Genomic DNA, 25,514 nt, shown 5'->3' with positions numbered 1-25,514 from the left:
CTTTAGAAATGCCAGCGGGTCTGAACGACACGGAAACGGTTAGCCACATAGGCCGAGTCCGACAGAGAGGCGTTGGCAGCCGGGTTGGCGCCCGTACCATGGAAGTCGCTGTAGGCTGCGGTCTGATTAATGAACACGGCGCCGGTCAGGTTCAGGGACAGGGACACACCGGAACGCTCGGCCATGCGCTGGATCTGGGCAGTCACGGCATCATCGGTGCTGTACGCCGACAAGGTCAGTGCGCCGTGCTCGATCACGTTGCGTCCTGCCACTTCAATGCTTTGCTCGGTCGAATCGGTTTGCACCACAAATACGATGGGGCCAAACCATTCTTGCTGAATCTCGGGCTGGTCCACACGGGCCTGCAAGATCAGAGGTGTGCGTACGCGGGCACCGGGAAATGCAGGGTGCTCCAGTGTCTGGCTGTCAGCCAGGATAGGCATGCCCAGCTGGCGCGCCTGATCGATACGCTGTGCGCAGGCTTCGTTTTGCACAGCACCGGTAATTTCAACGGCGCGGGCCGGATCGGACACCAGTTTTTGTACGGCCTGGGCCAGACCTTGAGCCACTTCGTCAAAACTCATCACACCATCAGCCGTGCGGATACCGTCACGAGGCACGTAGATGTTTTGAGGAGCAGTACACATCTGGCCGGAATACAGGGCAAAGGAGAAAGCCAGATTGCGGGCAACCGCCTTGAAATCGTCAACCGAATCAATAATGACCTGGTTCACACCGGCTTTTTCGGTGTAGACCAACGCGTGGCGCGCATTTGCTTCCAGCCAGTTGCCGTTTTGGCTACTGCCGGTAAAGTCGATCAGCTTGACGGCCTTGTTCATGGCCAATTGCTGTGCCGTATCTTCCGAAGGCTCGTGAGCCGCCAGCAAGACCACGTTGGGATTGAAACCGGCCTCGGCCAGCACTTCGCGCGCGACAGCCACGGTAATGGCCAGAGGCAGGATCGCGCCAGGATGCGGCTTCACAATCACGGTGTTGCCGGTGGCCAAGGAAGCAAACAGGCCAGGGTAACCATTCCAGGTCGGGAAGGTGGAGCAACCAATGACCAGACCAATGCCACGGGGCACAACTTTGAACTGTTTCTTCATCTGGATGGGATCATGCTTGCCCTGGGGCTTGATCCAGTCAACCAGACCGGGGATGCGGGACATTTCCTGCCAGGCGTAGGCCACGGCTTCCAGCGCACGTTCCTGAGCGTGAGGGCCACCGGCCTGGAAGGCCATCATGAAACCCTGGCCCGTCGTGTGCTGCACGGCATGAGCAATCTCGAAGCTGCGCTGGTTCAAGCGATGCAGAATTTCCAGACAAATGCCCACCCAGGCCTGCGGGCCCGCATCGCGCCAGCTGTCCAGCGCCAGTTGCGACTGGGCCACCAACTGATCCACGGGGACTTTGGGGTAACGGATGCCCAGATCAAAACCAAAAGGCGAGCGCTCATTACCCACTTCTCCTTGGGCGCCTTCCAGCGTCAAGGGAAAGGCTTTGTCGCGGTAGGCTTCAAATGCAGCCTGACCTTCCTGAGCCGCGGTTTCACCGTAAGCGCGCGGGCTGGGATTTTCAGGATAAGCGCTCCAGAAATTGCGCGCTAGGATGCTGCTCAAAGCCTGATCCAGCGTCGCCTGATGCGTTTTGAAAAAATCTGCTGCCATACAATGTGCTCCTGAAACTAGTAGGACGCCAAGCTGGGAAGCTGGCGTCCAGATTCTTGGAAAACCGCTATTTTTGGCGGTCTTAGGTTTCCTGATCGAAGTCAATCACTACCCGGTCGGTTACCGGAAAGCTTTGGCAACTGAGCACGAAACCGCGGGCTACTTCGTAATCTTCCAGCGCAAAGTTGGCATCCATGTCCACTTCGCCCTCTACCACCTTGCAACGGCAGGTGGAGCAAACACCACCTTTACAGGAATACGGCAATTCCAGACCTTGCTCGAGCGCTGCATCCAAAATGCTGCTGTTGCTCTTGCTGATGGTCAGGTTGCGTGTGATGCCATCCTGAATCACGGTCAGCTCGCACTCTTCCTTGCCCGGTGCCTTGCGCGACTCCTCACCTGTACGCAGCGCACGTGGCCCTTTGGGAGCGCCAAACAGCTCGAACTTGATCTGGGATTTTTGCAGACCGTTTTCCTGCAAGGCGGCCACCACCTGCTCGCTCATGTCCTGGGGACCGCACACAAAGGCCACATCCACACTGGCCGGATCGAACCATTGCTGCATCAGCTGGCGGACTTTCTCACCGTCCAGGCGACCGTTGAACAGATCAATATCCTGCGTTTCCCGGCTCATGATATACACGATGGAGAAACGTTCCATATAGGTGTTTTTCAGGTCCTCGATCTCTTCGCGAAACATGATGGCCGAAGAGGCGCGGTTACCGAAAAACAGCGTGAAGGTGGAATTGGGCTCGGTATCCAACGCGGTCTTGACCAGCGACAGAATGGGGGTGATACCGCTCCCCACCGCAAAGGCAACATAACGGTGCGCGTTGCTGGAGTCAAAATCTACGGTGAAGTTGCCATCAGGAGGCATGACCTCCAGCGAAGCACCTGCCTGCAGATGGCTGTTGGCCCAGGTAGAGAAAGCACCATCATTGACGCGCTTGATCGCCACCCGCAGCAAGCGGTCGTGCGGAGCGGCACAGATCGAGTAGGAGCGGCGCAGTTCCTGGCCGTCCAGATGGGTGCGCAGGGTCAGATACTGACCGGGGCGAAACTGAAACACATCCTGCAAATTGTCGGGCACATCAAAAGCTACCACCACAGCATCGCGGGTGCTGCGCGAGACCGATGCCACAGGAAGAGAATAAAACTGACTCATAGGACTAATGCGCCTTAAAGTAATCGAATGGTTCGCCACAGCTGATGCAGCGGTACAGCGCCTTGCACGGCGTCGAGCCAAACTGGCTGATGACCCGTGTATGCGTGGAGCCACACTGAGGACAGGCCACCACGGGCGCCTCGGGCTGGCGCAGCAAACCAGAAATATCAACTGCACTTTGGGCCGGGGGAGCGATACCGTAATCACGCAGGGCCAGCTTGCCTTGCTCACTCATCCAATCGGTCGTCCAGGCCGGCGACAACTTCGTATCGACTCGAACCTGCTCGATGCCGGCCTGCTGCAAGGCTTGCTCAATCGAGTGGCTCATCTCGTACATCGCCGGACAACCAGAGTACGTCGGTGTGATGGTGACCACGCACACGCCCTCCTCCCAGTTCACGTCACGCACAATGCCCAGGTCCAGCAAGGAGATCACGGGGATCTCCGGATCTGGAACCGTGGCCAGTATCTGCATGACTTGCTCGGTGCTCCAGGTCTGTGTCATGACGATCACCAGGTGGCGTCGGGGTACATACGTGGCAGATGCTGCATTTCCGCCAGCAGATACCCTAACGCTTCCGTATGACGGCCTTGCGGGCCGCCACGGTATGCCTTGTGCTGGGCATCCTGTTCGGCTGGACAACGCAAGGTAGCGCGCTCCAGGGCGGTCCGGATGTACTCCAGGCAGGGCTGCCACAGGCTGGCCATCAAGGGCACGGCCTGACGCTGAGCCAGCTCCTGGGTGACCTCATCATCCAGGAACAGTTCACCCAGATAGAACCAGGCATCATCTATCGCTTTTTGCATGCGCTTGTGGCTCTCGGCAGTACCATCACCCAGACGCACGATCAGATCGGTCGAGCGGCGCAAGTGGTACAGCACTTCCTTGTGCGCTTTCTGGGCGATGGCCCGAATCTGCTCATCGGTGGATTGCAGCAACTGCTCCAGCAAGAAACAGTGCCAGGCATCAAAGAGAAACTGACGCGCCAAGGTATCGCCATAGTGACCGTTCTCACGTTCGACCAACAGATAGTTGGTGTACTCGTGAGCGTCACGATGATAGGCCAGACGATCTTCGTCGCGGCCTTGGCCTTCGGTCTCGCCGGCCAGCGTCAGCCACATGCGGGCCTGACCCAACAGGTCCAGGGCGGTATTGGCACAGGCCAGCTCTTCTTCCAGAGCCGGGCCATGTCCAGTCCACTCACCCAGACGCTGAGCCAGCACCAGGGTGGAATCGCCCATGCGTAGGGCGTAGGAAAACAGGGCTTTGTCCATACCGATTCCTACATATTGATGCCGTCAGGCATGGGGAAAAAGGTAGGGTGACGGTAGACCTTGGTGTTGGAGGGCTCAAACAGCGGCCCTTTGTCACCCGGACTGGAGGCCGCGATATCGGCAGCACGCACCACCCAGATGCTCACGCCTTCATTACGGCGGGTATAGACATCACGCGCATTGTTAATGGCCATTTCGGCATCCGGCGCGTGCAGGCTGCCTACATGCTTGTGAGCCAAACCATGCTGGCTGCGAATGAAAACTTCCCACAGGGGCCAATCGTTCTTGCTCATAACTGAAAATTCCTTGCTGTGCAGCCGCGCTCTTACTGCGCGGACTGCGAATCGGATCGGATCAGAAACCGTCACGGTTTCCTGGCCTTAGGGATCAGGCCACCTTGCGGATGGCTTCCTGCTTCTGGGCATGGGCATCCAGTGCCTGACGGAACCACGCGCCGTTTTCGTGGGCGTCCACCCGGGCCTGGAGTCGTTCACGATTACAGGGGCCATTGCCCTTGATCACCGCCCAGAACTCATCCCAGTCAATCTCGCCAAAGTCGTAGTGGCCGCGCTCTTCGTTCCAGCGCAGATCAGGATCAGGAATGGTCAGGCCCAGATACTCGGCCTGCGGCACAGTCTGATCCACCATTTTCTGGCGCAACTCATCATTCGAGAACAGCTTGATCTTCCACTGCATGGACTGGGCGCTGTTGGTGGAGTCTGCATCGGAGGGGCCGAACATCATTAGCGCGGGCCACCACCAACGGTTGATGGAGTCCTGCGCCATGGCCTTCTGTTCCGGGGTGCCATGCAGGCACATCTGGATCAAAAGATCGTAACCCTGGCGCTGGTGGAAAGACTCTTCCTTGCATACCCGCACCATGGCACGGGCGTAAGGACCGTAAGAGCAGCGGCACAAGGGAATCTGGTTAATGATGGCCGAGCCGTCAACCAGCCAGCCGATCATGCCGATGTCGGCCCAATTCAGGGTGGGGTAATTAAAAATGCTGGAGTACTTGGCTTTGCCCGACAACAGGTCATCGACCAGTTTGTCACGGCTGACACCCAGTGTTTCGGCAGCGCTATACAGATACAGACCGTGACCGGCCTCGTCCTGCACCTTGGCCATCAAGATCGCTTTACGCTTGAGCGAAGGAGCGCGGGTAATCCAGTTGCCTTCGGGCAGCATCCCGACAACCTCGGAGTGCGCGTGCTGAGAAATCTGGCGCACCAGGGTTTTGCGATAGGCTTCGGGCATCCAGTCCCTAGCTTCGATGCGGACACCCTCATCGATGCGCTCTTGAAACCGACGCTCTTCGTCGGACATCTGCTCGATATCCCGGACCTGCTTGACGCCTGTCTCTACAAGTTGTGCATACATGACCATCCCCGGTAAGAGTACTGAAAGCGTTCAACAAAATTTTGTTTTGACGCAAACCATATACACTTCATTATTTAATACGAAAAATGTGATGTCAATCGCAAAACCGTATCATATAACCCGGAAACGGATACTTTAAGGGTAAATACTTAGACGTAAAAAAACCGAGGTGCGATAAATCGCTGCCCTCGGTTTTGGTCCCGCCCGCATGCCCTTGCCTGCCCTGGCAGACGCGCTTAACGCGCTTGCGCCTTGACCGGCGCGCTGTGTTTACAGGCGGATGAAATGCTCGCGGTAGTGTTTAAGTTCGTCGATGGACTCGTAAATGTCGGCCAAGGCTTCGTGGCGGCTTTGCTTGACGAAACTTTTAACGACGTCGGGTTTCCAACGCAGAGCCAGCTCTTTCAAGGTGCTGACATCCAGATTGCGATAATGGAAGAAGGCCTCCAGGCGGGGCATGTAGCGGTACATGAAACGACGGTCCTGGCTGATGGTGTTGCCACACAGGGGCGACTTGCCCGCTGGTACATGCTCTTTCAGAAACTCCAGCAACTGATCCTCGGCCTGCGCTTCAGTCAGGGTCGACGCTTTGACCTTGTCGATCAGGCCACTGCGGCCATGTGTCCCCTTGTTCCAGGCGTCCATGCCATCGAGCAATGTGTTGCTTTGATGAACCACCAGAACCGGGCCTTCGGCTACCAGGGTCAAGTCTGCTTCTGTTACCACGACCGCAACTTCGATAATGCGCTCTTTGTCCGGGTCCAGTCCTGTCATCTCCATATCGAGCCAGACCAGACGCTGTGTGTGAACCGCCATATAATCATTCCTCAAAACGCCCATTTTACATATAGCCGCCTCCATGCTGACTTTGTTGTTCATTATCTTTCTGCTGGCAGACGTTTTGCTGCGCTTTTATCTCGGTCTGCGGCAGATCCGGCACGTTTATCGACATCAGAACGAGGTGCCTGCCGAGTTTTCCGAACGCATCGGCCTGCATAGTCATCAGCGCGCGGCGCGTTACACCATTGCACGCACACGGCTGGGCTTGAGCGAACGCTTGGTGGAAGCCCTGGTGTTGCTGGGCTTTACCTTGCTGGGTGGCTTGCAATGGCTGGATATCACCCTGGGCCACTGGATCAGCCACGAACTGCTGCGGCAGCTTGCCCTGATTGGCGCCGTGCTGGCGATTATGGGTCTGGTCGGCCTGCCCTTTGCCTGGTATCGCAAGTTCGTACTGGAGGCGCGCTTTGGCTTTAACCGCATGACACCTGCCTTGTTTTTTGCGGATACCGCCAAAACACTGCTCATCATCTTGGTGCTGGGCACACCCCTGTGCGCCGCCCTGCTCAGCCTGATGGATTGGGCCGGACCCTCCTGGCCGTGGTATGGCTGGGGCTTGTGGCTGGCCTTCAATCTACTGGTGCTATGGTTGTACCCGCGTGTTATCGCCCCGCTCTTCAACACGTTTAAACCACTGGAAGATGCCGGCCTGCGGGATCGCATCAACGCTTTGGCGCAACGTTGTGGCTTCCAGACCAGTGGCTTGTACGTAATGGATGGCTCGCGCCGCTCCGCCCACGGCAATGCGTACTTCACCGGGCTAGGGCGCCAAAAACGTATCGTGTTTTTTGACACCTTGCTCAACAAACTCCAGCCCGAAGAAGTCGAGGCCGTGCTGGCGCATGAACTGGGCCACTTCAAGCATCGGCATATACAACGCCGCCTCTTGATCAGTGTGCTGACATCGCTGGTCTTTTTCCTGCTGGCAGGCTGGGCCTGGGGCAAAGTGGGCTTTTACACCGGCCTGGGTGTCATCCCTCAACTAGGCCGCCCCAATGATGCGCTGGCTCTGATCCTGTTCTTTATGGTGGTGCCCACCTTTACCTTCTGGATGGGTCCTTTGAGCACCCTGCTCTCACGCCGTGACGAATATCAGGCCGACCATTTTGCGGCCCAGCACAGTGGTGCCCAGGACTTGATCAGCGCCTTGCTCAAGCTCTATAACGACAATGCTGCAACGCTGACACCTGATCCGCTACACTCTGCCTTCTACGACAGCCACCCCAACGCGATTGATCGCATTCGACACCTGAAAAGCCTGGCATGACATCCACAACCATTAGCGGTCTGGTGACCGCCGCCCACGGTCGCCACTACTTTGTCGAGCTGCCCGATGGCCAAACCATCAAATGCTTCCCGCGTGGAAAAAAAGCGGGGATTGCGGTGGGCGACCAGGTCGATGTCATGATGCAGGCCAAAGGCGAAGGCTCCATTGAGCAGGTACAGGAGCGGCGCAATTTGCTGTATCGCTCTGACGACTTCCGTACCAAGCAATTTGCCGCCAATATCGATCAGCTCCTGATCGTGGTGGCGCCCGAACCCGCCTATTCCGAAGACCTGCTGGGGCGAGCGCTGGTTGCCGCCTGGAGCGTGGATATTGATCCGGTCATTATCTTGAACAAGGCGGACCTGGGCACGCATCTGGAGCGCGCCCGACGCAAACTGGCTCCGATTGCCGCGCTGGGGGTGCCTATTTTAGAAATGGTGGCCTTGGAACCCGAACAGACCCGGGAAGCACTGGCTCCCTGGCTGGCGAACAAACGCACGCTACTGCTCGGTCAGAGTGGCATGGGCAAATCCACATTGCTCAATGCCCTGGTTCCGGATGCAGGCGCACTGACCCAGGAATACTCGCAAGCCTTGGGGGCAGGTCGGCACACGACCACCAGCACCCGTCTCTATCACCTGCCCAATAGCGGCGACCTGATCGACAGCCCCGGCTTCCAGGCCTTTGGCCTGTCGCATATGACGCAAGAAGATATTGCTCACGGCTTCCCCGACTTTCGCAAAGCCGTGGAATCCTGCCGCTTTTATAACTGCACCCACAGGCATGAGCCAGGCTGTGGCGTGCTGGCGGCCATCGAGGCGGGCAGCATTCACCCTGAGCGTCACGCGCTGTACCAGCGCTTGCTGGCCGAACACGAAAACAAACCCCGCTACTAAAAGAACAAGGGGGAGAGGCAAAACGCGCTGTTTTGTGAAAGCGGGATTCGGCGTCGGAGCGATCGACCGCCCAGCCTGACTACAGACCTGTGGCGCGCGTATCCCCGCCGGCAGACAATTGCACCCAGGCGGCGGACAGATGGTGGTAGAGATTGCGAATCAAGACCGCGGTGGCGCCCCAAATAAAATAAGGCCCCCACGGAATCGAAAAGTAATAGCGACCCGCCCCGTCGGGCAAATCCGCATGATGCAATTGATGACGCTGCGGGTCCAGCAGGACTGACAGGGGCACCTCAAAGACTTCGGCGACCTCGGAACTGTCAGGCAGCACCTGAAAGCCCTCTTGCAGCTCACCAATAACAGGACGCATCGCAAACTGGGTGCTGGTGACAAAAATGGGATGCTGGCCTAGATAACGCACAAAGCGCGGCTCAATACCGATCTCTTCCTGGGTTTCACGCAAGGCGGCTTCCACCGGCCCCAGGTCCGAGGCCTCAATACGCCCCCCAGGAAAACTGATCTGCCCGGCATGGTTGTGCAGGTGCATGGCCCGGCGCGTAAAAATGACGGTAGGCCCCTCGGGTCGCTGCATCACGCCAATACAGACGGCGGAGCGCACATTCATGGAACCGGGCAAAAACTCGGGATAAAACGAACTGCGAAATAAAGGCTCGACCTGCCACTGTATGGGCTGGGAAAAAGCGCTACGCAGAAAATCCAATTGCTGGGCTTGCGCAGGCAAATCAGGCAAAGGGTCTAATGCAACCAGGGGTTGGCTGCGAGGGTCGAATCCAGGAACGATAACGGGCCTGATACGAGGCTTATCCATAAGAACTGGTATGTGATCCCACATAAAAACAAAGGCACCCGCCTGGGTGCCTTTGCATCGCTGTTCGCTGGGAAATTAATTGCCCGAACGACGAACGAGTTTTTCTTTGATGCGAGCGGCTTTACCCGAGCGATCGCGCAGATAGTACAGTTTAGCACGACGAACAGCGCCACGACGCTTGACTTCGATGCTGGCGATCTGAGGGGAATACAGCTGGAATGTACGCTCAACGGCTTCGCCAGAAGAAATCTTGCGAACGATGAAGGAAGAATTCAGACCACGGTTGCGACGGCCAATAACCACGCCTTCGTAAGCCTGGACACGCTTGCGCGTACCTTCAACCACGTTTACGTTCACCACAACGGTGTCACCAGGACCGAACTCGGGAGGCAGTTTGCCACCGGTCAGGCGCTGGATTTCTTCTTGCTCAAGAATAGCGATCAAATCCACGATTGACTCCAAAACCATCGTATCAGCCGCACACATTATAAGAATCGCGCTGACAGAGGATGAAAAATGATTAGCCCACGATTCTACCAGTAAATATTGTGAATGACCAAATTTTTTGACAGCGTGCCCATGCGTCCCTGCGCGTTTAACTACGCTAAAATACGACACTTTGGGCATCCTGCCCCTGTATTAAACGCAGCACGAGCGATTGCTTACTCGCTTAGCCCTCCCTTTTGCCCAAAAGGGTCCGCGCCTATCAAAGGACACACCGTCTATGCATGCTGAATACAAAGTTCCTGGCGGCAAGCTGGTCGTGGTCGATCTGGATGTCAAAGACAATATGATCGAACAAGCACGACTGAGCGGCGACTTTTTTCTGGAACCCCCCGAAGCATTGGGTCTGATCAATCAGGCCTTGCAAGGCCTGTCCGTCAACAGCAGTGCCGAAGAAATTGCCGCTTACGTCAGCCGCGCTCTGCCTGCCGAGGTTGAAATGTTCGGTCTGGACCCACAGGCTATTGGCGTAGTCGTGCGGAGGGCCCTGGCATGACAGGTTGGAACGAATTGCCCTGGGAACTGATCCATATGGAGCCGCAGCCTGCTGCTCTGCACATGGCATTGGATGAAATCATTACCCAGGAAGTCAGCGAGGGCACCCGCGCCCCTACCCTGCGCATCTGGGAGTGGCAAGAAGCTGCGGTTGTCATCGGACGATTCCAGTCCCTGCGCAATGAAATTGAAGCTGAGGCTGCAACCCGTCATGGCATTCGAGTCGTACGGCGCATCAGCGGAGGGGGCGCCATGTTCATCGAACCGGGCAACACCATTACCTACTCTTTAAGCGTGCCCAAGCAGTTTGTTGCCGGCATGACGTTTCAAGAATCCTACGAGTTTCTGGATTCCTGGGTGATTGAGGCCCTGCGCGACATTGGCATTGATGCCTGGTACCAGCCCCTAAACGATATCACCAGCGCAGGCGGAAAAATCGGTGGCGCAGCCCAGGCACGCCGTGGCAATGCGGTTTTGCACCATGTGACCATGGCCTACGACATTGATGCCGACAAAATGCTGGAAGTCCTGCGCATCGGCAAGGAAAAACTGTCTGACAAAGGCACCACCAGTGCCAAAAAACGGGTGGACCCTATCCGCAGTCAAACGGGCATGAGCCGTGAAGCGGTGATTAAGGCCATGCTGGATGCTTTTCGTAAAAAAACGGCCCTCAAAACCAGCACACTGGATACATCGACACTGGAACAGGCCGAAAAACTGGCCCGCGACCGCTTCCTGTCAAACGACTGGACACAGCTGGTGCCCTGATCGCCCCTTGGAGCAGCACACGGGCGTGGCCTTAAAACCCACCCATGCTGCCCAACCACAGCAAGCCGGGAATACTGGCACCCCACACGGCAACCAAACACACATCCATCACCTTGGCCTTGAACGACAAAGGCTGGGTGAACGGGCTGGACGAAGCCGCGGAGCGTACTGGGCCCCGGAAACGAGGAGTGGCTTGAGGACGGTAATGACGGCTTGGACGGGACATGGCTAACTCCGTTTACTGTTTTCTTATACAGTACTGTACTTAAAACCAGCCTTTAGTGCAATCAGCGCTTGCAGTGATGTTGCGCCTGCCCCACTGAGCAGCTGAAACCTGGTCCTGGCGCCAGTCACAGCCCATTCACTACCAATCCTGCCATACCTCTCCCACGAGTTTTCGGGGCTCGCAAGCCACGCTAACCCAGCACTTTACACAGTCGTTCTGTGCGGCAACTCTTCCTGCAAGACCCACAAAAAAGCCCTCGTGCCGCAATGGCACGAGGGCTTTTTGTCGGAACCTAAGCGCAATATTTACTTGTTGGGCTGAGGCGTCACACGCAGGTAAGGACGGATCTCGGTGTAGCCCTTGGGGAACTTCTGCTTTAACACTTCGGGGTCTTTCAGGCTTGGAACGATAATCACGTCGTCGCCATCTTCCCAGTTAACCGGAGTGGCCACGCTGTGGCTGTCAGTCAATTGCAGAGAGTCAATTACGCGCAGGATTTCGTTGAAGTTACGGCCCGTGCTGGCAGGGTAAGTAATGATCAGACGGACTTTCTTGGCCGGGTCAATGATGAACACCGAACGAACCGTCACCGTGGTGCTGGCGTTGGGGTGAATCATGTCGTACAGATCCGATACCTTACGGTCAGCATCGGCCAGGATGGGGAAGTTCACCGTGGTGTGTTGAGTTTCGTTGATGTCGTCAATCCACTTGCCGTGGGAATCCACATCATCCACGGAGACAGCAATCACCTTCACGTTGCGCTTGGCAAATTCGTCGGCCAGCTTGGCGGTGTAGCCCAATTCGGTCGTGCAAACCGGCGTGAAGTCGGCTGGGTGGGAGAACAAGACGCCCCAGCTATCACCCAGGAACTCGTGAAACTTGATAGTGCCAACGGAGGATTTTTGTTCAAAATCAGGGGCCAGGTCGCCCAGACGAAGTGTAGCCATTATGTTCCTCTTTCTAAATGCAGTGGCGATCAAGGGATCACCGACTTGAATAATCAGGACTAGTCAGATGATTTTGTCAGTATAAAGACAGCGCTTCAAATAATTAAAAGTCATATCAATATACCTAAAAAGGCCCGATAGCCAAAGCGGCTAAACGGGCCTTGCACTGCACGCCTTGAGAGCTTACAGCAGCTCGGGCGACAGGTAGGGGGTCAAGTGCGCCCCATCCGCCACGGAATGCGCCAGAGCCGTCGCGCGCGGCAGCAAGTGGCTGGCAAAAAACACGCTGGTAGACAGCTTGCGGCGCAGGAATGGGTCCTGATTGCCCTCACTCAATGCCTTCTCGGCCGCTAACGCGGCACGGGCCATCTGCCAGCCAGTCAACACATAACCGGACAGCATCAGGAAGGGCACACTGCCCAGGAAAACGGCAGCCAGATCTTTTTGCGCATTCATCAAGGTAAAGGTGGCAGCCTGCTCCACACTTTTCACCCCGGCTTCCAGCCGATCTGCGATCAGTGTCAACGCCGCTTTGTGTTCGCCATCCTGGGCGGCGCGCTCACGCAGCTTGGCCACGGTGGCACCCAGTTCAGGGGCCAGGCCCTGAATAACCGCACCCGCATCACGCAACACCTTGCGACCGATAAAGTCGTTGGCCTGAATGGCGGTCGTCCCCTCGTAGATGGGCAAAATGCGGGAGTCACGGTAATGCTGAGCTGCGCCGGTTTCCTCGATGAAGCCCATACCACCATGCACCTGTACTCCCAGGGAGGTCACCTCAAGAGACATCTCGGTGCTAAACCCCTTGACCACGGGTACCAGGAACTCATAGAGGGCCTGATACCGCTTGCGAGCGTTTTCGTCCGCGCTATGGCGCGCCTTGTCATTGACGCCAGCGGCAAAATAAGCCAACGCGCGCGATCCCTCGGTCAGCGCACGCATTTGCATCAACATGCGCTGGACATCCGGGTGATGGGCAATTGAAACCGCCTTGCCACCGCTCAAGGGGGCACCCTGGACACGATCATTGGCATACCCGATAGCCTGCTGCAGGGCGCGCTCGGCCACGGCAATACCCTGCACACCTACCGCATAACGGGCGGCATTCATCATGATGAACATGTACTTCAGGCCTTCGTTTTCCTTGCCCACCAGGTAGCCGACCGCGCCCTCGCCCACCTCGCCTTTACCGGACCCATACAGCAGCACGGCAGTCGGACTGCCATGGATACCCAGCTTGTGCTCCAGCGAGGCACACCAGACGTCGTTGCGGGCACCCAAAGACCCATCTTCGTTCACCAGGAACTTGGGCACGATAAATAGCGAAATCCCCTTCACACCGGCCGGTGCATCCGGGGTACGAGCCAACACCAGATGAATGATGTTTTCGGCCATATCATGTTCACCGTAGGTGATGAAAATCTTTTGGCCGCTGATGCGGTAGCTACCATCATCCTGAGGAACCGCACGGCTGGCCACCTGGGCCAGATCGGAACCGGCCTGGGGCTCAGTCAAGTTCATGGTCCCGGTCCAGCGGCCTTCAAGCAAGGCGGGCAGGAAGCGGGTTTTTTGCTCGTCCGAGCCCACCATGGACACGGCCTCAATCACCCCATCGGTCAGCAAAGGGCACAAAGAAAAGGCCAGGTTGGCAGCGTTGATATTTTCACACGCCACAGCACCGATCAGCTTGGGCAGACCTTGCCCGCCCAGCTCGGCTTCGTGCTGCAGTCCTTGCCAACCGGCTTTTGCAAATTCCTCAAAGGCTTTCTTAAACCCGGGTGTCGTCGTGACCACACCGTCATTCCACTTGGCGCCATTCTGATCTCCGGCGCGGTTCAACGGCGCTACTTCCTGCTCAACGAAACGGGCGTTCTCATCAATAATGGCATCGATCAACTCGGCCGAGAAATCCTCAAAGCCAGGCAATTCCAGCACACCAGGCAGATCAGCCAGCTCTGTCAGAGCAAAGCGGATGTCTTGGGTGGGTACACGATACGTCATGAACACTCCTACACAGAAACGAAAAGGACCGACACGGCAAGCAGTCCCCTGGGAATATACGCACTGAAAAAAGCCTGCTGGAAAAAAATCCAGCAGGCCGATAGGCGCTTAGAGCGCTTTTTCCAACTCAGGCACCGCTTCGAACAGGTCTGCAACCAGACCGTAGTCGGCCACACCGAAAATCGGCGCCTCAGGGTCTTTATTGATCGCCACAATGACCTTGGAGTCCTTCATGCCAGCCAGGTGCTGGATGGCGCCCGAAATACCGACTGCCACATAAAGCTGAGGGGCGACGATCTTGCCCGTCTGTCCCACTTGCCAGTCATTAGGGGCATAGCCGGCGTCGACGGCGGCACGAGATGCCCCCAATGCCGCACCCAGCTTGTCTGCAAGACCGTCCAGCAATTTGAAGTTCTCGGCACTACCCAAACCGCGGCCACCCGACACCACCACACTGGCACCGGCCAGTTCAGGGCGATCGCTCTTGGCAACTTCACGGCTGACAAATGCAGAACGTCCCGAGTCAGCCACCGCCGTCAATTCCTCGACAGCAGCACTGCCACCTTCAGCGGCCACTGCATCAAAGGCCGTGGTACGCACCGTAATGACTTTGACAGCGTCGCCGGACTGAACGGTTGCCACCGCATTGCCTGCGTAAATGGGGCGGGTGAAGGTATCAGCGGACTCAACGGACAAAATATCCGACAGTTGGCCCACATCCAGCTTGGCCGCCACACGAGGGGCGATATTCTTGCCCGAGGCCGTTGCCGGGAACAGAATATGGCTGTAGTTGGAGGCGATGCCCAACACCTGGGCAGCCACGTTTTCTGCCAGGCCTTCAGCCAGCGCTGGGCCATCGGCCAACAGCACTTTGCTGACCCCCTGGGCTTGGGCAGCCGCCTGAGCAACACCGGCGGCCTGATGACCGGCAACCAGAACATGAATATCGCCACCGATCTTCTGAGCGGCAGCCAGGGCATTGAGTGTTGCAGCCTTGAGCTGCTGATTGTCGTGCTCGGCAATAACAAGGATAGCCATTTAAATCACCTTCGCTTCGTTCTTCAGTTTCTCGACCAGCGTAGCCACATCGGGCACCATGATGCCAGCGGCCCGCGCTGGGGGCTCGGTCACTTTCAGAGTCTTGATCCGGGGCGTCACATCAATACCCAGCTCTTCGGGTGTCAGGGTCTCCAAAGGCTTTTTCTTGGCCTTCATGATGTTGGGAAGTGTCACGTAACGAGGCTCGTTCAAGCGCAGGTCCGTCGTGATCACGGCAGGCAGACTGAGCTTTAGCGTTTCCAGACCACCGTCCACTTCACGCGTGACCAAAACGCTATCGCCCGCCACCTCCACTTTGCTGGCAAAGGTGGCTTGAGGCCAGTCCAGCAAGGCGGCCAGCATCTGGCCGGTCTGGTTGGCATCGTCGTCAATGGCCTGTTTACCCAGGATCACAAGCTGAGGCTGCTCCTTGTCCACGACGGCTTTGATCAACTTGGCCACAGCCAGGGGCTGCAGTTCTGCATCGGTTTGCACCAGAGTGGCCCGATCAGCACCGATAGCCAGGGCCGTACGCAAGGTTTCCTGGCTTTGCGCCACACCGCAAGAGACGGCGATAACCTCAGTGGCAGCACCGCTTTCTTTGAGGCGGGTGGCCTCTTCGACGGCGATTTCATCAAAAGGGTTCATGGACATTTTCACATTGGCAATGTCCACCCCGGTTTGGTCGGATTTCACGCGCACCTTGACGTTATAGTCAACTACGCGTTTCACGGGTACTAACACCTTCATGTAATGTTCTCCAGTGCAGTCTTAATTAAAAAATTGTTCTGTTGAAATAGGGCTCGGGAAGAATTCCAAAGCCCGAGGCCGCTCGCCTAAAGCCCGGCGAGTGCCTTGATATGAGCCACCACGCTGCGTCCCAGGGACGAGGGATCGTACCCCCCTTCCAGCATGCTGACCAGACGATGGCCGGCACTAGGCGCACAAGCCCGGACAACCATCGCGGTCAATTCCGCATAATCGGCCTCAACCAAACTGAGCTGCCCCATCTCATCTTCACGGTGAGCGTCAAAGCCTGCCGAAAAAAAGACGATCTCTGGGGCAAATGCCTCGATGCGGGGCAAGCAAACTTGTTTGAACAGATCGATAATCTGAGCAGACTTGGTGTAGGCCTCAACCGGTATATTTACCATGTTTTGCGCTGCCGGGTCCTGAAAGGAATCAGGAAAAAATGGCGACTGAAAGAAACTGCACATCAGAACGCGCTCATCACCGGCAAAAATCTGCTCGGTGCCATTGCCGTGGTGTACGTCGAAATCCACAATCAACACACGCTTGAGATCATACTTCTCCATCGCATACGCCGCGGCAACAGCGATATTGTTGAAAAAGCAAAACCCCATGGCCCGCGCCCGCTCGGCATGGTGCCCGGGAGGGCGAACGGCACAAAATGCCCCAGTCGCGTCCTCGGTCATGACCCCGTCGACGGCGTCCAGGCCCGCACCAGCGGCTGCATAGGCCGCTTCCAGGGTATGAGGATTCATCAAGGTATCGGGGTCTATATTGAAATAGCCCTGACGCGGCACCTGTTCTTTGAGTTTTTGCAAATAGGCGCGGTCATGGACTCGCAAGATATCCTCATCCGTCGCCAGCCGGGCTTGTCGCTGGGCCAGATAGGATGCCAGACCGCTCGAGAGCAGTTGATCGTTTATGGCATCGAGTCGCTGCGGACTTTCCGGATGCCATCTCCCCATCTCATGCAAATGGCATGATGGATGGATAAAATATAGTGTCTCCATGAGGATGGATTATGTTCAGACCCACTCGAATTTTGCAAGCAGTACTGATCGCGCTGAGCACTGCCGGCTGCGCCACCCCCACTTCCCAGCCCCCGTCTTCGGACACCAAACCCAGCAACAACGCGACCTTTCAAGCCCCATCCCCAGCAACAGCTGCCATCACCATCAAGGCTCTGCCCGAACCGAGGTCAATTCAGGCCGGCCAGTCCCGTTCCGGGCGGACGCAGTTTTTTCAATTAAACGGTCAATTAAACGAGGATATCGCCGCCTATGCGCAAGAGGTAGCATTCGCACGCAACATCCCCCAGGATTTGGTTATCGATCTGCTGCAGCAGGCTCAATATAACGAAACCGCGGCTAAATTAATGCGCCCCACCAAAGGGCGCATCAAGCGCAGCTGGGTCACCTACCGGCAGCGCAATGTCGATCCGGCACGCATTCAAGGGGGGGTTCAGTTCTGGCAGAAGCATCGTCTGACACTGGACAGAATCGCCCAGGACTACGGTGTACCGCCTTCCATTATTGTCGCTATTTTGGGCGTGGAAACCGTCTACGGAAAAATCATGGGGGACTTCAAGGTACTGGACGCCCTGTTTACACTAGGCTTCGCTTATCCGGACAACAGTCGGCCCGAGCGCGGCCAACTGTTTCGGGATCAACTGGCGGATCTGATCGAACTGCATCATCAAGGTGAACTGGATGCACGGATTGCCCAGGGCTCGTTTGCCGGCGCGATGGGAATGTCCCAATTCATGCCTGGCAGCCTGATACGTTACGCCGTGGACGGAGACGGCGATGGCCGTATAGATTTGCGCAACAATCCGGCCGACGCCATGGCCTCGATCGCCAATTTCCTGCGTGCCCATGGCTGGGAGCCAGGACTGCCAGTTTTTGCCCCGGTGGCGCTGAGCACGGCCAATAAAGAGATGGTCGATGGCGGCATTTACCCCAAGCTGAACTGGGCGCAACTGCACCATGCCGGGGCCAGTGTCAAAGGCCAAGCCCAGAACACGGGCCTGTGGCAGCAGGCCAAACTAGGGGTAGTCAACCTGGTGGACGAGCCCCGCAATACCACTGAATACCGTCTGGGCACGCCCAACTTCTTTGCCATTACCCATTACAACCGCAGCTATTTTTATGCCAGCTCGGTTGCCGACCTGGCGTCCGAACTGGCCTGGCAGATGGGTTACGGCAACCCTAATTAATTGAAGATACCAGTGGACAAATAGCGGTCGCCACGATCGCACACTATAAAAACGATGGTGGCGTTTTGCACGCGCTGGGCCACGCGCATGGCCGCCACCAGCGCGCCGCCAGACGAAATACCGGCACAGATCCCCTCTTCGGCCGCCATACGGCGTGTCATGACTTCGGCCTCCTGCTGGCCGATTTCCTCGAACATATCCACCTTGGAGGGGTCGTAGATCTTGGGCAGATACTGCTCCGGCCACTTACGAATGCCCGCAATTTGCGCTCCCGGCGCAGGCTGCGCCCCCACCACGACAATGCCGCTATTTTGGCTGCGCAAATAATTGCCGACTCCCATGATGGTGCCTGTGGTCCCCATGGCACTGACAAAGTGCGTAACCTGGCCATCTGTCTGCTGCCAGATCTCCGGGCCAGTACTGTGTATGTGCGCGTCCGGATTATCCTTATTGGCAAACTGATCCAGCACCTTGCCCTGCCCCTGGGCCTGCATCTTCAAAGCCAGATCACGAGCGTATTCCATACCTCCTTGATCGGCGGGTGTCAGAATCAGCTGGGCCCCGTAAGCCGTCATGGAGGCACGACGCTCCAGCGACAGATTATCGGGCATGATCAAAATCATCTTGTAGCCACGAACGGCCGCAATCATGGCAAGGGCAATCCCGGTGTTGCCGCTGGTGGCCTCGATCAAGGTGTCCCCCGGCTTGATATCACCGCGGCGCTCGGCCTGCTGAATCATGGAGCGGGCAGCGCGATCTTTCACCGAACCTGCCGGGTTATTGCCCTCCAGCTTGGCCAACAAGACGTTACCGCGCGCCTGTCCGAACTCACCTGGTATGCGTTGCAACCGTACCAGAGGGGTCTGACCGACGGTATCTTCAATGGTGGGATAGTTTTTCATCAATAAATCTCTTACCTTGCGCAAAACAGCAGCCAGCTCACACTGGCTGCCCCTGCAGACTAAACAAACTACTAGCTTAAAACGAGTCTACGCCCAGAGCTACGGCTTTCTTCGTATATCCGCATCGGTCTTATTGGCAAGCGCCTTGCCCGCGGCTTTGCCGGTCTCCACTTTCAGACCTGACTGCTCCATCGTGATAATTTTTTTTGCGCCTATTCCCTTGACCCGATCGGCCAAGTCCTGCAAGGAGTCAAAAGGCCCACCGCGCTGGCGCTCCTCCAGGATCAGTTCAGCCGTGCGGGGACCTATGCCTTTGATTTGTTGCAGCTCCTGGGCATTGGCCGTATTGAGATCCAGCGCGACCGCCAGGCCCCAGGGACCCAACATCCACAGCGCAACTAACACACGCAGCACGCTACTGCGCCAACTGGGCTGCTGGCGCGTACGACCATGGAACACGGGAAATACATTGAGCGGAATACACATAATAAAGGCTCCTTGGAAAGAAGCCTTTATGGTGCTGCCAATGGAAAGGAAAAATCGGCCCGCAAACCGCTTTTAGCCATGCGTGGCAGTCCGCATGGACACCGTCATCCTGGCCTGCTTAGCGCAGCGCACCCGATTGCAATAAACGACGCACGTATTCGGCCACGCCAGTCTGCACATCATGGAAAGGTTTGTCATAGCCAGCCGCGCGCAACTGGGTCAAGTCTGCCTGAGTATGGCTTTGATAGCGCCCCTTCAAATCATCCGGGAAGGGTATGTACTGCAGAAACTGCTGCGATACCAGATCCTCCAGCTCAAGCGCTGGCAAGCCGTCGTGCTCGCGCAAGGTGTTGACGACCGTTTGTGCCACATCATTGAAAGGTTGGGCGCGACCCGAACCACAATTGAAGACACCCGACTGCTTGTCCTGCCCGAGAAAATGCAGATTCACCGACACGACATCGTCAATAAAAACGAAGTCGCGCTGCTGGCCGCCATTCACATACCCGTCCCAGCCGCCAAACAAGAGGACATGACCGTCGCGGCGGTACTGAAGCATATTATGGTAGGCCACCGAGGCCATCCGGCCTTTATGCTGCTCTTGCGGACCATAGACATTAAAGTAACGCAATCCCACCACAGGTGCGCGCAGGCTGTCCAGATGGCGGCGCAACACCTGGTCGAACAGGAACTTGGAGTATCCGTAGACATTCAACGGCGCTTCGTTGCTCAGGTCTTCGGCATACAGCGGACCGGCACCATAAACCGCCGCTGAGGAGGCATATAACAACGGGATGCGCTTGGCCTGACAGTATTCAAAGATCTCCAGGGTTACCCGGTAGTTATTGTCCATCATGAACTGGCCATTGCGCTCGGTAGTGTCCGAGCAGGCTCCCTGATGCAGCACGGCTTCGATATTGGAGAACTCGTCACGCGCCAAGCGGGCACGAAAATCATCCTTATCCATGTAGTCGGCAATCTGACCCTGAACCAGATTGACGAACTTGTCGCCATCGCTCAGGTCATCCACGACCAGAATGTCGCTTATCCCCTGCTGGTTAAGGCCTTTCACCAAATTGCTGCCAATAAAACCAGCGCCACCGGTCACTACAATCATGCCAATTCCTTTGCCGTCACAATCGACGTACCCAATTTTCCGACCACGATACCTCCCGCGCGATTCGCCCAACGCATGGCTTGCAACCAGTCCAGGCCAGCGGCACGCATCACTGCCAAGGTTGCCAATACCGTGTCCCCAGCACCCGAGACATCAAACACCTCTTGGGCCTGTGCCTCTACGTGCTCACGTCCTTGTTCGGTGAACAAGGTCATGCCTTGTTCGGAGCGCGTAATCAGCAAACACTCCAGATTCAGTTTGCGACGCAGGTCCTGAGCGCGTCGCATCAAATCATCCTCATCTTTCCAGGCACCTACCGCTTCTTGCATTTCCGAACGGTTTGGCGTCAGGATTGTGGCCCCTTGATAGCGTTCGTACGTTTTGCCCTTGGGATCAACCAGAACGGGGATATTCTTCGATCGCGCCAGGGCGATCAAGCTTTCCACCTGCGCCAACGCGCCTTTTGCGTAGTCCGACAAGACCAACACCTGATGCTGGTCCAGCAAATCACTCATGGTTTGCTGCAACTGATCCAGCGCAGAGAGGGCGGGACTTTCTTCAAAATCCACCCGCAGCAATTGCTGCTGCCGACCCAGAACGCGTAACTTCAAGGAAGTGGGCATGACCGGGTCCTGCACCCAATGAGCCTGCACGTGGTCCGCTTTGGCCAGTTCCTGCACCGTCCTGCCAGCCTCGTCCTGTCCGATTACACCCAGCAAGCTGGCCTGTGCCCCCAAAGCCGCAATATTGCGGGCAACGTTGGCCGCGCCGCCAAGGCGATCCTCGACCCGTCCCATCTTGACCACAGGAACTGGCGCTTCGGGAGAAATACGGTCCACGTCACCAAACCAATAGCGGTCCAGCATGACATCCCCCACCACCAGCACACGGCTGGCGGCAACAGCTTGCGCTGGGAAGCTCATCATTTCAGCTCCTCAAGACGTCGAGGAGCATAGGTCTCCCAGGAATTACAACCGGGACATTGCCAGTAGAAATGGCGCGCCTCAAAGCCGCAAGAACTGCATGAATAACGGTCCAGGCGCTGAGTATGCCGATGGATCAAAGAGCGCAACAGGCTTAAATCGGCCCCCGCAATGATCTGGTCCACACCAACTGCTTGCCCCCCGTCGCCTCCTTCTTTGTCCTGACCTTGATCCTGAAGCTCGACTTCCAGCATCTTGTCCAGTCCCAGCAAGGATGGATGGGCTCGCAGCGCATCCCGGGCAAAGGCCCATGCCTGCAAGTGGCCTTCCTGCTCACGCAAAACACGGAACAACACATTGAAAATATCCAGGCTGGGATGCTGCTGATAGTGGCTGCGCAGCATGGCAACCCCCTCTTCGGCCCGTCCCAGTTTACGGTAACTGTCCAGTAACTCGGTCGCATACAAGCCCACATACTCCGGGGCGCTGCTCAAAATGGACACCAGATAAGCCCGCTCCTGCTCGTTTTGCCCTTGCATGCGAGCCAGACGCGCACGCAAACCCGCAACCCGCGCCTGGGAAGCATACATGCCTTGCCCCGTTCCCAATTTTCGGATGGCGTTTTCCGCCTCATCCAAGGCTTTTGCAGCCCGGTCAAAGTCCGGCTGCTTGCCCTGCAAAGCGCCTTCAGCCTGCTCACACTGGTAATGCACCAGTTGGGGGACCGGCTCGTCGACCAGCGCCCGCAAACGACGCACGGCCTCAATCGCCCGCGGCCAATCGTGCTCGGACTCGTAAATGCGAATCAGGGCGCGCATGGCAGGAATAGCAAAGCGCGTCTCACGTACTGCCTCAAACGCCGCTTCGGCCCGATCCAGCATACCGGCCTTCAAGAAATCCTGGGCGATCTGAAATTGTGCGTTTTCACGATCGGCCACCGGCAAGTCAGCGCGCGACAGCAGACTTTGATGCACACGGATGGCGCGCTCCATCTCGCCGCGGCGACGAAACAGACTGCCCAACGCAAAGTGAAGTTCGGTGGTTTCAGGGTCCAGCTTGGCCACTTCCACAAACGCATCAATGGCACGATCCGGCTCTTCATTGAGCAGAAAGTTCAAGCCCTTGAAGTACGAGTCGGGCAAGCTGCGGGTTTCGGACATCATTTGCCGAAAATCCACCCGCGCCGCGACCCAGCCCAAGCCAAAAAGAAGGGGTACAAAAACCAACCACCAGGTTTCAAAATCCACTGTTTACTCCAAGGGCTTACAAAGGCGCCAGAGGGGCGACGGTCTCAGGCGCAACAGCGGCCGCCGTGTTCCCAGGCGAAGGCTGTGCCTGTTCCAGCCTGTCTTGCAGACGATCCATTTCGCGTCGCAGGCGGTTGACCTCGCGACGGCGACGCATCACGGCACCGACCATCAGCAGCAGCCCCAACACCAAGCCTAAAATAAACGCGGCCAGCATCACGACGATCAAGGGAACGTCTTGAATAATATGCTCGGCAAAAAAGCTGACTTGCACCGGTTCGGTGTTTTTTAGTGCGAACAGCAGCACGATCACAAAAACGAGCAGACGCAATACCCAGACTAGATAGCGCATTTTTAGGGCTCCAACAGTGTTTTTATAATGTCTGATTGTACGTGCAAGCGGAATTTAGCGCACACGCAAAACAGGCCCTGTAAAGGGCCTGTGTCATCAGTGTGCAAGTAGGTCTTAACCGTGACGGACTCTCGCATTGAGCTGCTCGAAGGCAGAGGACTGGTCATCTGCCTCGATGTGCTCTTGCTCAAGAAAGACAGAATCGACTCGCTCACGCAATTCCTTGCCGGCCTTAAAGTGTGGCACCTGTTTACCAGGCACCATCACTTTTTCACCGGATTTGGGATTGCGCCCTACCCGCGGCGAGCGGGTAGAAAGCGAAAAGCTGCCAAACCCTCGGATTTCGATCCGCTGACCACTGGCCAGAGCCTGGGTCATCGAATCCAAAACCGTTTTCACGGCGAAATCCATATCGCGCAGAGCCAGCTGCGGATAGCGGCTGGCCAACAACGCGATCAGCTCAGACTTTGTCACGCTGATTAACCGTCGTCACGTTGCTGCTGGTCCAGCTTGGCACGCAGCAGAGCACCCAGGTTGGTCGTACCGGACGAAGCGCTGGCTTCGGTCAGACGGGCCATGGATTGAGCGGTTTCGGCGGTATCACGTGCCTTGATGGACAACTGAATCGAACGGGTCTTGCGATCCACGCTCAAGATCATGGTTTCGATTTCCTGACCTTCTTTCAGTGCGGTGGTGGCATCTTCCACACGGCCCGAGGAGATCTCGGAGGCACGCAGGTAGCCCTCAACGTCCAGCGACAGCGTTACAACAGCACCCTTAGGCTCGACCGATTTGACAACACCGCTCACCACGGCGCCCTTGTCGTAGGTAGCCACGAAGTTGTTGAACGGATCGCCTTCCAGCTGTTTGATACCCAGGGAGATGCGCTCTTTGTCGGTGTCGATGCCCAGAACCACGGCGTCAACTTCGTCACCCTTCTTGAAGTTGCGAACGGCTTCTTCGCCCGTCTCGGACCAGGACAGGTCGGACAGGTGAACCAGACCATCGATGCCGCCTGGCAGACCAACAAACACGCCGAAGTCGGTGATGGACTTGATGCCACCGCGAACCTTGTCGCCGCGCTTGAAGTTGATGGCGAAATCTTCCCATGGGTTGGCACGGCACTGCTTCATGCCCAAGGAGATGCGACGACGATCTTCGTCGATTTCCAGAACCATGACTTCGACTTCTTCACCCAAGGTCACAACCTTGCGTGGGTCAACGTTCTTGTTGGTCCAATCCATTTCGGATACGTGAACCAGACCTTCGATACCGTCTTCCACTTCAACAAATGCACCGTAATCGGTCAGGTTGGTCACCTTGCCGAACAGACGGGTGTTTTGTGGGTAGCGACGTGCCAGACCGATCCAGGGATCTTCGCCCAGTTGCTTGACGCCCAGGGAGACGCGGCTCTTTTCCTGATCGAACTTGAGAACCTTGGCTTCGATTTCCTGACCCACCTGCAGAACTTCGGATGGGTGACGGACACGGCGCCAGGCCATGTCGGTGATGTGCAGCAGACCGTCGATGCCGCCCAGATCAACGAACGCACCGTAATCGGTGATGTTCTTGACGATACCTTTGACGATAGCGCCTTCGGACAGAGTTTCCAGCAGTTTCTGACGCTCTTCGCCCATGGAGGCTTCCAGCACGGCGCGACGCGACAACACAACGTTGTTACGCTTGCGATCGAGCTTGATGACCTTGAATTCCAGGGTCTTGCCTTCGTATGGCGTGGTGTCTTTGACAGGGCGCAGATCAACCAGCGAACCGGGCAAGAATGCACGGATGCCGTTGGTCATGACCGTCAGGCCACCCTTGACCTTACCGGTGATGGTACCGTTGACCAGTTCGCCGGACTCAAGCGCTTGCTCGAGGGACAACCAGGCCGACAGACGCTTGGCGCGGTCGCGGGACAGAATGGTGTCGCCGTAGCCGTTTTCAAAGGCATCGATAGCCACGGAAACGAAGTCACCTGCCTGAACTTCCAGTTCGCCCTGATCGTTCAGGAACTCTTCCAGAGGAATCAGTGCCTCGGACTTCAGGCCAGCATTGACCAGCACGTAGTTGTGGTCAATACGCAGAACCTCGGCGGAGATAACTTCGCCGCTTTTGAGGTCTTGGTTTTTAATGCTTTCTGCAAACAAATCGGCAAAGCTTTCGCCGCCCGTTGCGTCTGTGTGAAGGTTAGTGGACATTAAATCAATCCGTCAGCCAAAATGGC

Annotated in this window: 28 protein-coding genes; 5 read left to right on the top strand and 23 right to left on the bottom strand. The window is 56.8% G+C overall.

Going from position 1 to position 25,514, the window contains the following annotated elements:
- Nucleotides 1-2: 2 nt before the first annotated feature.
- From paaN to orn, 7 genes are all read right to left on the bottom strand, one after another.
- On the bottom strand, nt 3-1,667 hold the full coding sequence (gene paaN / locus V6936_RS02465) for a phenylacetic acid degradation protein PaaN (protein ID WP_059318831.1): 1,665 nt from the start codon (nt 1,665-1,667) through the stop codon (nt 3-5).
- Nucleotides 1,668-1,749: 82 nt separating this feature from the next.
- Nucleotides 1,750-2,832 (bottom strand): 1,2-phenylacetyl-CoA epoxidase subunit PaaE, encoded by a 1,083-nt coding sequence (paaE, locus tag V6936_RS02460; protein WP_336579330.1) that lies wholly within the window; start codon nt 2,830-2,832, stop codon nt 1,750-1,752.
- 4 nt (nt 2,833-2,836) lie between these two features.
- Nucleotides 2,837-3,337, bottom strand: a complete 501-nt coding sequence (paaD, locus tag V6936_RS02455; RefSeq protein WP_003799195.1) for a 1,2-phenylacetyl-CoA epoxidase subunit PaaD — start codon at nt 3,335-3,337, stop codon at nt 2,837-2,839.
- Between the two features lie 5 nt (nt 3,338-3,342).
- Nucleotides 3,343-4,107, bottom strand: a complete 765-nt coding sequence (paaC, locus tag V6936_RS02450) for a 1,2-phenylacetyl-CoA epoxidase subunit PaaC (protein WP_003799193.1) — start codon at nt 4,105-4,107, stop codon at nt 3,343-3,345.
- Nucleotides 4,108-4,115: 8 nt separating this feature from the next.
- Nucleotides 4,116-4,400 carry a 1,2-phenylacetyl-CoA epoxidase subunit PaaB gene (gene paaB / locus V6936_RS02445; RefSeq protein WP_003799192.1) on the bottom strand — a complete coding sequence of 95 codons (285 nt, stop codon included), beginning with the start codon at nt 4,398-4,400 and terminating at the stop codon, nt 4,116-4,118.
- A gap of 94 nt (nt 4,401-4,494) precedes the next feature.
- Entirely contained in the window at nt 4,495-5,487 is a 993-nt protein-coding gene (paaA, locus tag V6936_RS02440) for a 1,2-phenylacetyl-CoA epoxidase subunit PaaA (protein ID WP_336579329.1), read from the bottom strand.
- Between the two features lie 270 nt (nt 5,488-5,757).
- The gene (orn, locus tag V6936_RS02435) at nt 5,758-6,303 is read right to left on the bottom strand and encodes an oligoribonuclease (RefSeq protein ID WP_003799188.1); all 546 of its coding nucleotides are present in this window, start codon (nt 6,301-6,303) and stop codon (nt 5,758-5,760) included.
- A 43-nt stretch (nt 6,304-6,346) separates the two neighbouring features.
- On the opposite strand from orn, the gene V6936_RS02430 reads away from it, so the two are divergent.
- Together V6936_RS02430 and rsgA are read left to right on the top strand one after the other, a co-directional pair.
- The gene (locus V6936_RS02430; protein ID WP_336579328.1) at nt 6,347-7,594 is read left to right on the top strand and encodes a M48 family metallopeptidase; all 1,248 of its coding nucleotides are present in this window, start codon (nt 6,347-6,349) and stop codon (nt 7,592-7,594) included.
- The gene (rsgA, locus tag V6936_RS02425) at nt 7,591-8,490 is read left to right on the top strand and encodes a ribosome small subunit-dependent GTPase A (RefSeq protein WP_003799185.1); all 900 of its coding nucleotides are present in this window, start codon (nt 7,591-7,593) and stop codon (nt 8,488-8,490) included. The genes V6936_RS02430 and rsgA overlap by 4 nt, the downstream gene beginning before the upstream one ends.
- Nucleotides 8,491-8,569: 79 nt before the next feature.
- On the opposite strand, the gene V6936_RS02420 is transcribed toward rsgA, so the two are convergent.
- Both V6936_RS02420 and rplS read right to left on the bottom strand, forming a co-directional pair.
- Nucleotides 8,570-9,241, bottom strand: coding sequence for an NUDIX hydrolase (locus V6936_RS02420; RefSeq protein ID WP_003799183.1), 672 nt, complete (start codon nt 9,239-9,241; stop codon nt 8,570-8,572).
- 153 nt (nt 9,242-9,394) lie between these two features.
- Nucleotides 9,395-9,769 carry a 50S ribosomal protein L19 gene (gene rplS, locus V6936_RS02415; protein WP_003799181.1) on the bottom strand — a complete coding sequence of 125 codons (375 nt, stop codon included), beginning with the start codon at nt 9,767-9,769 and terminating at the stop codon, nt 9,395-9,397.
- A gap of 274 nt (nt 9,770-10,043) precedes the next feature.
- Between rplS and V6936_RS02410 the strand changes: the two genes are divergently transcribed.
- Nucleotides 10,044-10,319 carry a lipoate protein ligase C-terminal domain-containing protein gene (locus V6936_RS02410; protein WP_003799175.1) on the top strand — a complete coding sequence of 92 codons (276 nt, stop codon included), beginning with the start codon at nt 10,044-10,046 and terminating at the stop codon, nt 10,317-10,319.
- Complete coding sequence (locus V6936_RS02405) at nt 10,316-11,086, top strand: lipoate--protein ligase family protein (RefSeq protein ID WP_003799173.1); 771 nt, start codon at nt 10,316-10,318, stop codon at nt 11,084-11,086. The genes V6936_RS02410 and V6936_RS02405 overlap by 4 nt, the downstream gene beginning before the upstream one ends.
- A 31-nt stretch (nt 11,087-11,117) precedes the next feature.
- On the opposite strand, the gene V6936_RS02400 is transcribed toward V6936_RS02405, so the two are convergent.
- The 6 genes from V6936_RS02400 to V6936_RS02375 form a co-directional block, all read right to left on the bottom strand.
- Entirely contained in the window at nt 11,118-11,312 is a 195-nt protein-coding gene (locus V6936_RS02400; protein WP_003799172.1) for a hypothetical protein, read from the bottom strand.
- A gap of 305 nt (nt 11,313-11,617) precedes the next feature.
- The gene (locus V6936_RS02395; RefSeq protein WP_003799170.1) at nt 11,618-12,259 is read right to left on the bottom strand and encodes a peroxiredoxin; all 642 of its coding nucleotides are present in this window, start codon (nt 12,257-12,259) and stop codon (nt 11,618-11,620) included.
- 183 nt (nt 12,260-12,442) lie between these two features.
- Nucleotides 12,443-14,260, bottom strand: a complete 1,818-nt coding sequence (locus tag V6936_RS02390; RefSeq protein WP_003799168.1) for an acyl-CoA dehydrogenase — start codon at nt 14,258-14,260, stop codon at nt 12,443-12,445.
- A 108-nt stretch (nt 14,261-14,368) separates the two neighbouring features.
- A complete protein-coding gene (locus V6936_RS02385; protein WP_003799166.1) occupies nt 14,369-15,298 on the bottom strand; it encodes an electron transfer flavoprotein subunit alpha/FixB family protein in 930 nt (309 codons plus the stop codon).
- Nucleotides 15,299-16,048: an electron transfer flavoprotein subunit beta/FixA family protein gene (locus V6936_RS02380; protein WP_003799165.1), complete on the bottom strand. Its 750-nt coding sequence runs from the start codon at nt 16,046-16,048 to the stop codon at nt 15,299-15,301. It abuts the gene before it with no gap.
- 86 nt (nt 16,049-16,134) lie between these two features.
- On the bottom strand, nt 16,135-17,058 hold the full coding sequence (locus V6936_RS02375) for a histone deacetylase family protein (RefSeq protein ID WP_301605859.1): 924 nt from the start codon (nt 17,056-17,058) through the stop codon (nt 16,135-16,137).
- An 11-nt stretch (nt 17,059-17,069) separates the two neighbouring features.
- Here V6936_RS02375 and mltB point away from each other — a divergent pair, with 11 nt between their 5' ends.
- Nucleotides 17,070-18,263, top strand: a complete 1,194-nt coding sequence (gene mltB / locus V6936_RS02370) for a lytic murein transglycosylase B (protein ID WP_131070688.1) — start codon at nt 17,070-17,072, stop codon at nt 18,261-18,263.
- On the opposite strand, the gene cysM is transcribed toward mltB, so the two are convergent.
- The 8 genes from cysM to rpsA form a co-directional block, all read right to left on the bottom strand.
- Entirely contained in the window at nt 18,260-19,165 is a 906-nt protein-coding gene (cysM, locus tag V6936_RS02365) for a cysteine synthase CysM (RefSeq protein ID WP_240208564.1), read from the bottom strand. The genes mltB and cysM overlap by 4 nt on opposite strands.
- A 99-nt stretch (nt 19,166-19,264) precedes the next feature.
- Nucleotides 19,265-19,651, bottom strand: a complete 387-nt coding sequence (locus tag V6936_RS02360) for a ComEA family DNA-binding protein (RefSeq protein WP_003799156.1) — start codon at nt 19,649-19,651, stop codon at nt 19,265-19,267.
- 118 nt (nt 19,652-19,769) lie between these two features.
- A complete protein-coding gene (gene rfaD, locus V6936_RS02355; protein ID WP_003799154.1) occupies nt 19,770-20,768 on the bottom strand; it encodes an ADP-glyceromanno-heptose 6-epimerase in 999 nt (332 codons plus the stop codon).
- Entirely contained in the window at nt 20,765-21,694 is a 930-nt protein-coding gene (rfaE1, locus tag V6936_RS02350) for a D-glycero-beta-D-manno-heptose-7-phosphate kinase (protein ID WP_100214761.1), read from the bottom strand. The genes rfaD and rfaE1 overlap by 4 nt, the downstream gene beginning before the upstream one ends.
- A complete protein-coding gene (gene lapB, locus V6936_RS02345) occupies nt 21,691-22,938 on the bottom strand; it encodes a lipopolysaccharide assembly protein LapB (RefSeq protein WP_003799150.1) in 1,248 nt (415 codons plus the stop codon). Before lapB ends, rfaE1 begins: the two co-directional genes overlap by 4 nt.
- A gap of 16 nt (nt 22,939-22,954) precedes the next feature.
- A complete protein-coding gene (locus V6936_RS02340) occupies nt 22,955-23,290 on the bottom strand; it encodes a LapA family protein (protein WP_003799149.1) in 336 nt (111 codons plus the stop codon).
- 114 nt (nt 23,291-23,404) lie between these two features.
- The gene (locus V6936_RS02335; RefSeq protein ID WP_003799146.1) at nt 23,405-23,764 is read right to left on the bottom strand and encodes an integration host factor subunit beta; all 360 of its coding nucleotides are present in this window, start codon (nt 23,762-23,764) and stop codon (nt 23,405-23,407) included.
- A gap of 5 nt (nt 23,765-23,769) precedes the next feature.
- On the bottom strand, nt 23,770-25,488 hold the full coding sequence (gene rpsA / locus V6936_RS02330) for a 30S ribosomal protein S1 (RefSeq protein WP_003799144.1): 1,719 nt from the start codon (nt 25,486-25,488) through the stop codon (nt 23,770-23,772).
- Nucleotides 25,489-25,514 lie beyond the last annotated feature (26 nt).

The organism is Alcaligenes sp. CHO6, from assembly GCF_037120595.1.
Lineage (GTDB): Bacteria > Pseudomonadota > Gammaproteobacteria > Burkholderiales > Burkholderiaceae_B > Alcaligenes > Alcaligenes ammonioxydans.
This window is presented reverse-complemented; position numbering and strand designations above follow the sequence as displayed.

What these genes read in the sequence shown, in the direction of transcription:
- paaN (WP_059318831.1), bottom strand. Translation starts at nt 1,667, where the DNA reads ATGGCAGCAGATTTTTTCAAAACGCATCAGGCGACGCTGGATCAGGCT.
- paaE (WP_336579330.1), bottom strand. Translation starts at nt 2,832, where the DNA reads ATGAGTCAGTTTTATTCTCTTCCTGTGGCATCGGTCTCGCGCAGCACC.
- paaD (WP_003799195.1), bottom strand. Translation starts at nt 3,337, where the DNA reads ATGACACAGACCTGGAGCACCGAGCAAGTCATGCAGATACTGGCCACG.
- paaC (WP_003799193.1), bottom strand. Translation starts at nt 4,107, where the DNA reads ATGGACAAAGCCCTGTTTTCCTACGCCCTACGCATGGGCGATTCCACC.
- paaB (WP_003799192.1), bottom strand. Translation starts at nt 4,400, where the DNA reads ATGAGCAAGAACGATTGGCCCCTGTGGGAAGTTTTCATTCGCAGCCAG.
- paaA (WP_336579329.1), bottom strand. Translation starts at nt 5,487, where the DNA reads ATGTATGCACAACTTGTAGAGACAGGCGTCAAGCAGGTCCGGGATATC.
- orn (WP_003799188.1), bottom strand. Translation starts at nt 6,303, where the DNA reads ATGGCGGTTCACACACAGCGTCTGGTCTGGCTCGATATGGAGATGACA.
- V6936_RS02430 (WP_336579328.1), top strand. Translation starts at nt 6,347, where the DNA reads ATGCTGACTTTGTTGTTCATTATCTTTCTGCTGGCAGACGTTTTGCTG.
- rsgA (WP_003799185.1), top strand. Translation starts at nt 7,591, where the DNA reads ATGACATCCACAACCATTAGCGGTCTGGTGACCGCCGCCCACGGTCGC.
- V6936_RS02410 (WP_003799175.1), top strand. Translation starts at nt 10,044, where the DNA reads ATGCATGCTGAATACAAAGTTCCTGGCGGCAAGCTGGTCGTGGTCGAT.
- V6936_RS02405 (WP_003799173.1), top strand. Translation starts at nt 10,316, where the DNA reads ATGACAGGTTGGAACGAATTGCCCTGGGAACTGATCCATATGGAGCCG.
- V6936_RS02400 (WP_003799172.1), bottom strand. Translation starts at nt 11,312, where the DNA reads ATGTCCCGTCCAAGCCGTCATTACCGTCCTCAAGCCACTCCTCGTTTC.
- V6936_RS02395 (WP_003799170.1), bottom strand. Translation starts at nt 12,259, where the DNA reads ATGGCTACACTTCGTCTGGGCGACCTGGCCCCTGATTTTGAACAAAAA.
- V6936_RS02390 (WP_003799168.1), bottom strand. Translation starts at nt 14,260, where the DNA reads ATGACGTATCGTGTACCCACCCAAGACATCCGCTTTGCTCTGACAGAG.
- V6936_RS02385 (WP_003799166.1), bottom strand. Translation starts at nt 15,298, where the DNA reads ATGGCTATCCTTGTTATTGCCGAGCACGACAATCAGCAGCTCAAGGCT.
- V6936_RS02380 (WP_003799165.1), bottom strand. Translation starts at nt 16,048, where the DNA reads ATGAAGGTGTTAGTACCCGTGAAACGCGTAGTTGACTATAACGTCAAG.
- V6936_RS02375 (WP_301605859.1), bottom strand. Translation starts at nt 17,058, where the DNA reads ATGGAGACACTATATTTTATCCATCCATCATGCCATTTGCATGAGATG.
- mltB (WP_131070688.1), top strand. Translation starts at nt 17,070, where the DNA reads ATGTTCAGACCCACTCGAATTTTGCAAGCAGTACTGATCGCGCTGAGC.
- cysM (WP_240208564.1), bottom strand. Translation starts at nt 19,165, where the DNA reads ATGAAAAACTATCCCACCATTGAAGATACCGTCGGTCAGACCCCTCTG.
- V6936_RS02360 (WP_003799156.1), bottom strand. Translation starts at nt 19,651, where the DNA reads ATGTGTATTCCGCTCAATGTATTTCCCGTGTTCCATGGTCGTACGCGC.
- rfaD (WP_003799154.1), bottom strand. Translation starts at nt 20,768, where the DNA reads ATGATTGTAGTGACCGGTGGCGCTGGTTTTATTGGCAGCAATTTGGTG.
- rfaE1 (WP_100214761.1), bottom strand. Translation starts at nt 21,694, where the DNA reads ATGATGAGCTTCCCAGCGCAAGCTGTTGCCGCCAGCCGTGTGCTGGTG.
- V6936_RS02340 (WP_003799149.1), bottom strand. Translation starts at nt 23,290, where the DNA reads ATGCGCTATCTAGTCTGGGTATTGCGTCTGCTCGTTTTTGTGATCGTG.
- rpsA (WP_003799144.1), bottom strand. Translation starts at nt 25,488, where the DNA reads ATGTCCACTAACCTTCACACAGACGCAACGGGCGGCGAAAGCTTTGCC.